The organism is Dietzia sp. 111N12-1, from assembly GCF_001658045.1.
In the GTDB taxonomy this organism is placed as follows: Bacteria; Actinomycetota; Actinomycetes; order Mycobacteriales; family Mycobacteriaceae; genus Dietzia; species Dietzia kunjamensis.
In genome coordinates, this window is record NZ_LSSV01000093.1 from 139280 (window position 1) to 150285 (window position 11006).

Sequence of the window (11006 nt, forward strand, 5' to 3'; positions counted from 1 at the left end):
CCGGCATCCGACCGGCGCGCGTCGGCCAGCGTGCGCCGGTCGGATGCCGCCGTCAGGCCCGCTCGGCGAGTACCCGCAGCGCCGGCACCAGGGCGCGCAGGGCCCGGCCACGGTGCGAGGCCGCGTCCTTCTCCTCCGGGCTGAGCTCGGCGGCGGCGCGGTCGGACCCCTCGGGCATGAACAGCGGATCGTACCCGAATCCGCCTTCACCACGGGACTGCCGCAACACGCGGCCCGGCCAGCGGCCCTCCTGCACGATCTCGCCCACCCCGTCCTGAGCAGCAGGCGAGCCCGCAGCGTGCGGGACGCCCTGACCGACCAGCGCGCACGCCGAGACGAACGCCGCTCCCCGGCGCTCCTCCGGCACATCCGCCAGCTGCGCGAGCAGGAGCGCGTTGTTCGCGGCGTCGTCGCCGTGCCGCCCGGCCCAGCGCGCCGACAGGACCCCGGGCATGCCGTTGAGGGCGTCCACCGCCAGTCCCGAGTCGTCCGCCAGGCACGGCAGGCCGGTCGCCTGCGCACCGGATCGGGCCTTGATCAGCGCGTTGTCCGCGAAGGTGGCGCCGTCCTCGGGCTCCTCCGGGTACTCCGGCACCTCGTCCAGTCCCACCGGCTCGATGCCGACGATCCCCGCCGACTCCAGCACCCGGCGCAGCTCGGCCAGCTTCTTGGCATTGCGGCTCGCGACCACCAGGCGAACGGTCACGACTACCGCCCTCGGTTCCGTGCAGCCGGCGGCGACGGCAACTCGCCCGGGTAGGGCGCCGCGAGGGCCTCGCGCTGCATCTCGAACAGTCGCTCGCAGCCGGCCTGCGCCGAGTCGAGCATCGCGTCCAGCAGGTCGCGGCCGAACGCCGCGCCCTCGGCGGTCCCCTGGACCTCGATGAGCTTGCCGCCGTCGGTGCACACCACGTTCATGTCCACCTCGGCCCGCGAATCCTCCTCATAGGGCAGGTCGCACAGGACGCGGCCGTCGACGACGCCGACGCTCACCGCGGCGACCGCCCCGGTGAGCGGGTTGCCGGTGACCGCGCCCTTGGCCTGCAGCCACGTGATCGCGTCCGCCAGGGCCACGTACGCGCCGGTGATCGCCGCGGTCCGTGTCCCGCCGTCGGCCTGCAGGACATCGCAATCCAGGGCGATCGTGTTCTCCCCCAGCGCGGACAGGTCGATGCAGGCCCGCAGGGAGCGGCCCACCAGACGGCTGATCTCGTGGGTGCGACCGCCCACCTTGCCGCGGACCGACTCCCGGCCCGAGCGCTCGTGGGTCGCGGCCGGCAGCATCGCATACTCCGCCGTGAGCCACCCCAGGCCCGAACCCTTGCGCCACCGCGGCACGCCCTCGGTGACGCTTGCCGTACACATGACGCGGGTCTGCCCGAAGGTGACGAGGACCGACCCCGCCGGGTGCGAGGTGAACCCCCGCGTGATGGTCACGTCACGCAGGTCGGCGTCGCCGCGTCCGTCTGCTCTGCTGATGCTCGATGAGGTCACGACCGCCGATCCTAGCCGCCGGACGCCCACGCCTGAGGTGCAGGCGGCGTGGGAGGGGCCGTAGCGGGGAGGGACGGGGCCGGGAGGGGTCGGGTGGTGCCGGCCCGCCACCTAGACGGTGATCCGCAGATCCGGCTCCGCCAGCAGGATCTCCCCGCCGAACTCGACGGCCGCCTCCGCGCGCACCGCCTCGCGGTCCACCCACGGCGGGATGTGGGTCAGCACGAGACGACCCACGCCGGCGCGGTGAGCGGTCAGGCCCGCCTCCGCCCCCGACATGTGGATGCCCGGCGGGCGTCCCTCCTCGTGCGTCCAGGACGCCTCACAGAGCAGGACGTCCGCGCCGACCGCCAGCTCGACCAGGGCGTCGCAATAGGCGGTGTCCCCGCTGTACGCCAGGACCCGGCCGCTACGGGAGGTCAGGCGCATTCCGTACGACTCCGGAGGATGCTCCACCCGGTCGGCCCGCACGCGCAGGGCCACCTCGTCGTCGTCGCCCCTCATCTCCACCTCGGGCGCGACGTCCCACGTGGCCACGTCGAACGTGTCCGACAGGTCGTCGACCGTCCCCGGCTCCTCCGCCGACGCCACCCCGATCCGGTAGGCCGTCCCGGACGGCCCGACCAGCGGCACGCGGCCCGCGCCCTTCGCACCGGGGCCGAAGCGCCGCAGGACCAACAGACTCGGGACATCCAGGCAGTGGTCGGCGTGGAGGTGGGACAGCAGGACGGTCGCGTCCTCGGGGGCCACGTGTCGTTGCAGCGCGCCGAGGACACCGGGCCCCATGTCGATCACCACGGGGGCGAGACCGTCGACCTCCACCAGATACCCGGACGCCGGCGAGGTGGGTCCACCGATACTTCCCGAGCACCCGAGGACAGTCAGAAACATGGGCACCATCGTGCCACGCCGCACCGCGTGTCGTGGTGTTCGCGGCTGTGCCCGCGATGCGTGTCACCGTCCATCAGTCCGACACCGCCCGCCCGACGGTCACCAGACCGGGGCCGAGGAACCGTGACGCCACCCGGCGGAAGGCGTCGGGATCACCGGTGACGAGGTACTCGTGAGTCGCCGGCTCGGCCGCGTCGTGTGGCCGCAACAGGTCCTGCGCGGTGAGTACCCGCAGCACGTCCTTGGCGGTCTCCTCCGCGCTCGAGACCAGCGTGACGTGGTCCCCCGCCGCCAACTGCACCACACCGGACAGCAACGGGTAATGGGTGCACCCCAGCACCAGGGTGTCGACGTCGGCGTCGCGGATCGGGGCGAGATACCCCTCCGCCAACCCGAGCACCTGACGGCCACTGGTGATGCCGCGCTCGACGAACTCGACGAACTTCGGACACGCCACCGACGTCAGCTCGATCCCGGCGGCCGCGGCCACCGCGTCGTCGTACGCCCGCGACGCCACTGTCGCGCGGGTGGCGATGACCCCGATCCGGCCCGAGCGGGTGGTGGCCACCGCGCGCCGGGCCGCCGGCTGGATGACCTCCACCACCGGCACCGGGTAGCGCTCGCGGGCGTCCCGGAGCATCGCCGCCGACGCCGTGTTGCACGCGATCACCAACACCTTGACCCCGCGGTCGACGAGTTGGTCCGCCACCGCGAGGGCGTGCGCCCGGACCTCTGCCAGCGGCAACGGACCGTACGGCCCGTTGGCGGTGTCACCGACGTAGACCACCGACTCGTCGGGTAGCTGGTCCACGATCGCCCGGGCCACCGTCAGACCGCCGGCGCCGGAGTCGAACACCCCGATGGGAGCCTGCGGGTCGGGGTGCGTCACCTCCGCGGTCCGGCGGACCACCGCGGCTGCGTGGCGAGCTGCCGCTGCTGCGGTTTCCGGTCGCGCTTGAGGCCGTACGCCGACGCCACGCCGCCGATCGCGCCCCCGAGATGACCCTGCCAGGACACCCCGTCCAGCATCGGCGACAGGCCCGCCAGCGCCTCGAGCCCGTAGTAGAAGCCGATGACCAGTCCGATCACCAGGTGCAGGATGCGCCGGGAGAAGAAGCCCCGGACGATGACGTAGAAGATGTAGCCGAACACGATCCCGGAGGCCCCGATGTGGACGGTCCCGGTGCCGCCGAGCAACCAGGACACCACTCCCGAGATCAGCCACGACACGAGGGTGACGCCGACCAGCGGTCGGATCCCGGACAGGGCGATGATCGACCCCAGCACGAGCAGTGCGATCGAGTTACCGATCAGGTGCGCCCAGTCCCCGTGCAGCAACGGCTGGAACACGATGCCGAGGAGCCCGTCCGTCGCCAGCGGCTGGACCCCGTAGCCGTCGAGCACCTGGGGCTCCCCGGTGACCCGCAGCAACACCTGGTCCGCCGCCTCGACCACCCACATCAGGGCGACGAACGACCACAGCAGGACCAGGGCCGGCCAGCGCCGCGGTCCCGGGTCCGCCGGGCGGGTCGGTCCGGCGCCGGTACCCGGCCACGGCGAACGGGGGTCTCGGTTCACGATGTTCTCCTCACAGCCCGTCGTCTCACAGCCCGTCGTCTCACAGCCCGTCGTCTCACAGCCCGTCCAGGGCCGTGCACAGGGAGTCCTGCATGAAGGTCAGCCAGTGGTACACGTCCAACTGGGCGGACCGGGGGTCATCGTCGGGCACGTACTCGGGGATGTCGGTGGCGGCGGTCCCGTCGGACGAGCCCGCCTCCAGCAGGACCGCGCCCAGCCCCAGTCGCACATCATTGAGACACCGCATCCACGAGTTCGCCTGCTCGAGGGTCAGCGACACCGTCCCGCCCCGCGACGGCAACGAACGCAACACCACGCCCGCGCAGCCGAGTTTCGCGTCGATGATCGCCGGCTCGTGGATCATCCGCATGCCCGAGTTGTGGGCCCGCGCGACGGCCGCACCGTCCGTGTCGGACCCGTCCGCACGGTCGGCCGCCTCAGGGCGGTGGAAGTCCGGCAACAACCGCGCCAGGGGCGCCTCGGCGGGCACCTGCGAGTGGCCACTGCGCATCCCCGTGATCTCGGCCAGCTCATCGCGCGGGGCGGAGTCCCGGCGCTGTTCGAGCATGTCCACCACGTTGGAGACCAGGGCGTGCAGGATCTGCACCTCATGGTTCTCCATGACCGACTTGATGCGCGCCCCACCGAGGGACGCCTTGCGCTGCCACGCCTTCACCGCCTCACGCATCCCGCTGCATCGTGGCCCACAGTCCGGCCTCCTGCAGCTTGCGGACGTCGTTCTCGACCTTGTCGCGGCTGCCGGACGACACCACCGCCCGACCGTCGTTGTGGACCTTGAGCATCAGGCCATGCGCCTTCTCCCTGCTGTAGCCGAACACCCGCTGGAACACGTACGTCACGTAACTCATCAGGTTCACCGGGTCGTCCCAGACCACGGTGAGCCAGGGGCTGTCCACCCCACCGTCGAGGTCCGCGTCCGTGGACTCCACGGGCGCGGCCGACGGCATCGCCATCACCGGGGCGGTGCTCCGGACGGCCGCAAGCGGTGTCGTCACAGGGTGCATGGAACCCAGGATACGGATTCCCGCCGGGTAGGCCACGCCGTAGAGTCGCCCCCGTGACCCCGCCGACTCCCTCCCATGTCACGCCCCCCACCGGGCGACCGTCCACCGCCCTGCTCACGGACAAGTACGAGCTCACCATGATCCGGGCGGCCCTGGCGGACGGCACCGCCGACCGGCCGTGTGTGTTCGAGGTCTTCGCCCGACGCCTGCCCTCCGGCCGTCGGTACGGGGTGGTCGGAGGCACCGGTCGGCTCCTCGAACGCGTGGCGGACTTCCGGTTCGACGACGAGGAGATCGAGGCGCTGTCGGATTCGCTCGACGAGCGGACCACCGACTGGCTCCGCGACTTCCGCTTCACGGGTGACGTCGACGGCTACGCGGAGGGCGAACTGTTCTTCCCCGGCTCGCCCGTGCTGAGCATCCGGGGCGGGTTCGCGGAGTGCGTCGTGCTCGAGACCCTGGTCCTGTCCGTGCTCAACCACGACAGCGCGATCGCCTCCGCCGCCGCGCGGATGACCTCCGCGGCGTACGGCCGCCCCATCATCGAGATGGGGTCCCGCCGCACACACGAGGAAGCAGCGGTCGCCGCGGCCCGGGCCGCCTACCTCACCGGGTTCGACTCCACCTCCAACGTGGAGGCGACGCGCCGGCACGGCGTGCCCTCCGCCGGGACGTCCGCCCACTCGTTCACCCTGCTGCACACCGGCCCGCAGGGTCCGGACGAGGCGGCCGCCTTCCGCTCGCAGGTGAAGACCCTCGGTGTGGACACCACCCTCCTGGTGGACACCTACGACATCGCGACGGGCGTGGCGACGGCGATCGAGGTCGCCGGGCACGGACTCGGCGGCGTCCGTATCGACTCCGGCGACCTGGGGGTGCTCGCCCGGCAGGTCCGCAGCCAGCTGGATGCCCTCGGCGCCCGCAACACCCGGATCGTGGTCTCCGGGGACCTCGACGAGTACGCGATCGCCGCTCTGCGCGCTGAGCCGGTCGACGTGTACGGCGTCGGCACCCGGCTCGTGACCGGCTCGGGCGCCCCGACCGCCGGCATGGTCTACAAACTCGTCGAGGTCGACGGGATCCCCGTGGCCAAACGCTCCGCACAGAAGGAGTCCCTGCCCGGAGCCAAGCGCGCGGTCCGCCACCACCGCCGCTCGGGCACCGCCGTCGAGGAGTTGCTGCTGCCGTGGTCCGGGGACGCCCCCGAGGAGCCCGGTCTCGAGACGCGCGATCTCATGGTCCCGCTGATCCGGGGCGGCGAGACCGTCCCCGGGCTCCCGACCCTCGAGCAGTCACGCGCCCACCACGCCGCCGTGATGGTGTCCCTGCCGTGGGAGGGGCTCGCGCTGAGTCAGGGCGACCCCGCCATCCCCGTGAGGGTCATCCCCCCGGCCACCCGCTGAGCGGAGCTGTCGGTCGTCCGCCGACGCATCCGGGTGGGCCTCGAGCCGACCGGGTCTGCCCCCGAGCCGGCCAGGTCTGCCCCCGAGCCGCCCGGCGGCCCGGGCCACTGTCCGGTGCGGCCGCTAGGGTATCCGCGTGACCGACTCGCTCCCCCCCGTCTCCGACCTGCTCGCCACCGCGGTCGCGGGCCTGGGCGGCAGCGAACGCACGGGCCAGGTGACGATGGCCGAGGCCGTGGGCAACGCCCTGGCGACGGGGGAACACCTCGCAGTCCAGGCCGGGACGGGCACCGGTAAGTCCCTGGCCTACCTGGTGCCGGCGCTGCGCCACGCCGTGGCCACCGGGAACACCGTGGTGGTCTCCACCGCGACCATCGCGCTGCAGAACCAGCTGGTCGACCGCGACCTGCCGCGGCTGTCCAAGGCGCTCCGCCCGGAACTCGGCGTGAGTCCCTCCCACGCGATCCTCAAGGGCCGGGGCAACTACCTGTGCCTGCACCGGGTGAGCTCGGGGCCGGTCGACGAGGCCGACCCGGAGGAGGTGGAGACCGAGGAACTGTTCGACCTGCCCCTCGGCGGCGAGTCCACGGCCGCGCGCACCCCACGTGAGGCCACCCCCCGGGACACCGGCCCGAGCTCGTGGCTGGGCCGCGAGATCGCCCGCCTGCACGACTGGGCGCAGGACACCGACACCGGCGACCGCGACGACCTGCCCCGCGGTGTCTCCGACGCGGCGTGGCGGCAGGTGTCGGTGACCAGTCGCGAGTGTCTGGGGCAGGTCTGCCCCGAGTTCTCCGAGTGCTTCGCCGAACTGGCACGCCAGGAGGCCGGCCGCGCCGACGTGGTGGTGACCAACCACGCGCTGCTCGCGATCGACGCCATGACCGATGTCTCCGTGCTGCCCGAACACGACGCGGTGGTGATCGACGAGGCCCACGAGCTGTCCGACCGGGTGACCGGCGTGACCACCGCCGAACTCACCGGCGCGGCCGTGATCCAGGCCGCGCGCCGGGCGGCGAAGCTCGTCGACCAGCAGACCGCGGACCGCATGGTCGCCGCCGGGGAGGGTCTCGCCACGCTGCTGGAGATCTGTCCCGAGGCGCGATGGGACCTCATGCCCGAGGGCGCGGACCTCGCGCTGGCCGCTGTCCGCCACACCGCCGAGAACTGTCGCAGCGCGGTCCCGGGTCCCAAGCCCGGAGAGGCCGCCGGTGACCCACAGGGTGCCTCCGACCGTCAGAAGACCCTCGCCGCGCTGGACGAGATCGCCGACGCCGCAGACCGCATCCTCTCCTCGTTCGAGCGGCCGGTCACCGAGCGCCTAGAGATCGTATGGATGAGCGTGGAGGAACGACGAGGACGGATCCTGCGCGTCGCTCCCCTGTCCGTCGCCGGGCTCCTGCGTGCCCGCCTGTTCGCCGAGTCCACGGTGATCCTCACCTCCGCGACCCTCACCACGGGCGGGAAGTTCGACGGGCTCGCCGCCACCTGGGGACTGCCGCCCGCCTCGTCGGCACGCCCGGACACCGCGAGCGCGGTGTCGCTCGAACCGCCCTCCGACGACGACGCGAGCGCCCTGCGGTGGACGGGCCTCGACGCGGGATCCCCGTTCGACTACCGGCGCAACGGCATCCTCTACGTGGCAGCTCACCTCCCCGCGCCCGGCCGGGAGGGCCCGTCGCCCGCGGCCGAGGAGGAACTGGTCGATCTCATCACCGCCGCCGGGGGCCGCACGCTCGGACTGTTCTCGTCGATGCGCGCGGCGAAGGCCGCCGCCGAACTGCTCCGCGAACGACTCGACACCCCCGTCCTCTGCCAGGGCGAGGACTCCACGGCCAACCTCGTCGCGACGTTCGCCGACGACGAGGAGACGACCCTCGTGGGCACCCTGTCGCTGTGGCAGGGCGTCGACGTCCCGGGACGGACCCTGTCGCTGGTCGTGATCGACCGCATCCCGTTCCCCCGTCCCGATGATCCGCTGCTCTCGGCGCGTCAGCGTGCGGTGGCGGCCCGCGGGGGGAACGGGTTCCTCGCCGTCGCCGGTAACCACGCCGCCCTCCTGCTCGCACAGGGCGTGGGCCGGCTGCTCCGCCGCACCGAGGACCGCGGCGTGGTGGCGGTGCTCGACTCCCGTCTGGTCACCGCGCGGTACGGCGGATACCTACGCGCTTCGCTGCCGCCGTTCTGGCAGACCACCGACAAGGACGTCGTGACCGGCGCCCTGGAGCGCTTGCGCGACGCCTGAACGCTCCCCGGGGCGCCGCTCAGGCGTCGACGGCGATGACCGTGAGCGACCCCGGCGCCACCTCGGTGTAGCCGGCGTCCACCACCGCGGCGACTCCCGGTGTCCCGGCGGCCACCGCCTCGGCCAGGTCCTGCCACCGGGAGGGATCGGCTTCGCGGACGGCGACCGGGAGCCCGTCGGCCAACCAGCGATCGAGACGATCGCGTTCCATCGCGGCGATGAGCAGCATGACCCCGTGGCCGACCTGCGCCGCCGCCTTTCCCGTCGACATCTCGAGCGCACCGTCGATCCACACCACCGGCGTCCCCTCGGGCGGCGCGCCGGGCTCGTCACGCTCAAGGTCGGTGCCGCCGATCTGCAGTCTGGCCAGCCGCGGGTCCACCTCGTCCACCGGGCCGGGGACGAACGCCCTCGCGGCGGCGCCGTCGATCTCCCGGGTCACCCCGGGGACCTCGAGCGAGGCCCGCCACTGGGCGCCGCGGGCACGTCGGGCGATCTTGCGCATCCGGGCGTCCAACCACGCGGCGTAGGCCTCGTGCCACGGCCCTCCCGGCGCGACCCGTTCGTCGAGGCACAGCGCCGCGACCGCGCCGGCCACCGACTCGAGCAGCGGGGTCCGGGCCGGAGGGTCCGCCTTGGGCAGGTGCAGCACGATCGGCATCGACCGAACGGTCGCACGATCCTCGGGGTCCTCCGCGCCGGCCGAGCCCGCCCGGAGCCGGGCGTGGCACCAGTCGAGTGCGGCGCCGGTCGCCGGGCCGCCGATCACGGGCCCACCGGTCTCGGGACCGCCCTCCCCCGCCCCGGGCGTGCCGGTCACGTCAGGGGGACGCGGCGGTACGTGCCGGCGGCGGTGTCCGCGGCCTCGATCTCGTCGCGGGTGATCCCCAGCACGAACAGAACGGTGTCGAGGAACGGCTTGGACAATGACGCGTCCGCCACCTCGCGGAGGGCGGGCTTGGCGCAGAACGCGATTCCCAGCCCGGCGGTGGTGAGCATGTCGATGTCGTTGGCACCGTCACCGACCGCGACGGTCTGGCTCAGCGAGATACCGACCTCGTCGGCGAACTCGCGGAGGTAGGCGGCCTTCGCCTCGCGGTCCACCACCTCGCCGACCACCCGGCCGGTGAGCGTGCCGTCCACGATCTCGAGGGTGTTGGCGCGGGCGAAGTCGAGTCCCAGCTCCTCGGCGAGGCCGGAGATCACCTGGATGAAGCCGCCGGAGACCACCCCGCAGCGGATCCCCAGCCGCTTGAGCGTGCGGATGGTGGTGCGGGCCCCGGGCGTGAGCACGATGCTCGAGGCGACCTCGTCCAGCACGGTGGCGGGCAGACCTGCCAGCGTCGCGACACGCTCGTGCAGGGACTGGGCGAAGTCGAGCTCTCCGCGCATGGCACGCTCCGTGACGGCCCGGACCTCGTCCTCCTTGCCCGCGTGCGCGGCGAGCATCTCGATCACCTCGCCCTGGACGAGGGTGGAGTCCACATCGAACACCACCAGTCGCTTGGACCGACGGCCGAGCCCGGCCCGGTCCACCGAGATGTCGACGCCGTGGGCGTCCGAGAGGGGGGCGAGGGTCTCGCGCAGGCGGGCATCGTCGGCCGAGTCCCGGCCGGCGGTGGACACGTGCAACTCGATACCGGTGACCGGGTAGTCGGCGATCCCGCGGATCGTGTCGATGTTCGCGCCGATGGAGGCCAGCGAGCCGGCGACGGCCGAGAACGCGGAGGCCGGGACGGGGCTGCCGAGAATCACGACCGCGTGCGTCGAGGGCGGGGCCGCGGGGGCGATGTCGTCGAACTGGACCTCGAGTTGCATCCCGAGGTCGTGGACCTGCTCGGTGAGCTCCCGCACGACGGTGACCACATCGGCGCCGTCGTCCACCCGGACCATGAGCCCCAGGGACAGATGGCCGTTGACGACGACCTGCTCCACGTCGACCAGATCGGCGTGGTGGGACGCGAGGACGGACATCACCCGCGCGGTTACGCCCGGGCGGTCGGGCCCGGTGACGGTGAGGAGAGCCGGGGTGCCGGTGGTGCTCACATGTACTCCTGACAGGTGATCGGGGAGGGCGGTGCTGATGTTGCGGGGCCTGACAAGCGGAAACCCCGCCGGTGGACGAGCCGCCGACGGGGTTCCCGGGACCTACGCCCGTGGGTGAGTACGGGCGGGCGATCAGCCCTTCTGCGGGGATGGTCCCCGGTCGGCCACATCCTTGGCCGAGTCCGGGTCCTGTGCCTTGCGACGGCCCCCGACGTGGGCCTCCGCCCGCATCCGCTCGCTCATGTGCGGGTAGTGCAGCTCGAACGCGGGGCGCTCGGAGCGGATCCGGGGCAGCGTCACGAAGTTGTGGCGCGGCGGCGGGCA

11 protein-coding genes and 1 pseudogene are annotated in these 11006 nt (G+C 72.8%); 2 read left to right on the plus strand and 10 right to left on the minus strand.

Annotated features, from left to right (window positions below; translation table 11 throughout):
• Nucleotides 1-52: 52 nt before the first annotated feature.
• The 7 genes from AYO52_RS16690 to clpS form a co-directional block, all read right to left on the minus strand.
• Nucleotides 53-706 carry a non-canonical purine NTP pyrophosphatase gene (locus tag AYO52_RS16690; RefSeq protein WP_067719897.1) on the minus strand — a complete coding sequence of 218 codons (654 nt, stop codon included), beginning with the start codon at nucleotides 704-706 and terminating at the stop codon, nucleotides 53-55.
• Between the two features lie 2 nt (nucleotides 707-708).
• A complete protein-coding gene (gene rph / locus AYO52_RS16695) occupies nucleotides 709-1494 on the minus strand; it encodes a ribonuclease PH (RefSeq protein WP_067719899.1) in 786 nt (261 codons plus the stop codon).
• A gap of 111 nt (nucleotides 1495-1605) precedes the next feature.
• The gene (locus AYO52_RS16700) at nucleotides 1606-2385 is read right to left on the minus strand and encodes an MBL fold metallo-hydrolase (protein ID WP_067719963.1); all 780 of its coding nucleotides are present in this window, start codon (nucleotides 2383-2385) and stop codon (nucleotides 1606-1608) included.
• A 73-nt stretch (nucleotides 2386-2458) separates the two neighbouring features.
• Nucleotides 2459-3274 (minus strand): glutamate racemase, encoded by an 816-nt coding sequence (gene murI / locus AYO52_RS16705; protein WP_067719965.1) that lies wholly within the window; start codon nucleotides 3272-3274, stop codon nucleotides 2459-2461.
• A complete protein-coding gene (locus AYO52_RS16710; RefSeq protein ID WP_067719902.1) occupies nucleotides 3271-3963 on the minus strand; it encodes a rhomboid family intramembrane serine protease in 693 nt (230 codons plus the stop codon). The genes murI and AYO52_RS16710 overlap by 4 nt, the downstream gene beginning before the upstream one ends.
• 55 nt (nucleotides 3964-4018) lie before the next feature.
• The gene (locus AYO52_RS16715; protein ID WP_067719968.1) at nucleotides 4019-4639 is read right to left on the minus strand and encodes a DUF2017 domain-containing protein; all 621 of its coding nucleotides are present in this window, start codon (nucleotides 4637-4639) and stop codon (nucleotides 4019-4021) included.
• A gap of 4 nt (nucleotides 4640-4643) precedes the next feature.
• Nucleotides 4644-4988 carry an ATP-dependent Clp protease adapter ClpS gene (gene clpS / locus AYO52_RS16720; RefSeq protein WP_067719971.1) on the minus strand — a complete coding sequence of 115 codons (345 nt, stop codon included), beginning with the start codon at nucleotides 4986-4988 and terminating at the stop codon, nucleotides 4644-4646.
• Between the two features lie 53 nt (nucleotides 4989-5041).
• Between clpS and AYO52_RS16725 the strand changes: the two genes are divergently transcribed.
• Together AYO52_RS16725 and AYO52_RS16730 are read left to right on the plus strand one after the other, a co-directional pair.
• Nucleotides 5042-6391 carry a nicotinate phosphoribosyltransferase gene (locus tag AYO52_RS16725; RefSeq protein WP_067719906.1) on the plus strand — a complete coding sequence of 450 codons (1350 nt, stop codon included), beginning with the start codon at nucleotides 5042-5044 and terminating at the stop codon, nucleotides 6389-6391.
• A gap of 136 nt (nucleotides 6392-6527) precedes the next feature.
• The gene (locus AYO52_RS16730) at nucleotides 6528-8636 is read left to right on the plus strand and encodes an ATP-dependent DNA helicase (RefSeq protein ID WP_067719908.1); all 2109 of its coding nucleotides are present in this window, start codon (nucleotides 6528-6530) and stop codon (nucleotides 8634-8636) included.
• A gap of 19 nt (nucleotides 8637-8655) precedes the next feature.
• Here AYO52_RS16730 and AYO52_RS16735 read toward each other — a convergent pair whose 3' ends face one another.
• The 3 genes and pseudogenes from AYO52_RS16735 to AYO52_RS18010 form a co-directional block, all read right to left on the minus strand.
• Nucleotides 8656-9405 (minus strand): peptidyl-tRNA hydrolase, encoded by a 750-nt coding sequence (locus tag AYO52_RS16735; RefSeq protein WP_067719974.1) that lies wholly within the window; start codon nucleotides 9403-9405, stop codon nucleotides 8656-8658.
• A 47-nt stretch (nucleotides 9406-9452) separates the two neighbouring features.
• Nucleotides 9453-10682 carry a phosphoserine phosphatase SerB gene (gene serB, locus AYO52_RS16740; RefSeq protein WP_067719911.1) on the minus strand — a complete coding sequence of 410 codons (1230 nt, stop codon included), beginning with the start codon at nucleotides 10680-10682 and terminating at the stop codon, nucleotides 9453-9455.
• Nucleotides 10683-10814: 132 nt separating this feature from the next.
• Nucleotides 10815-11006: pseudogene (locus tag AYO52_RS18010) on the minus strand (cytochrome ubiquinol oxidase subunit I); the annotation flags it as partial.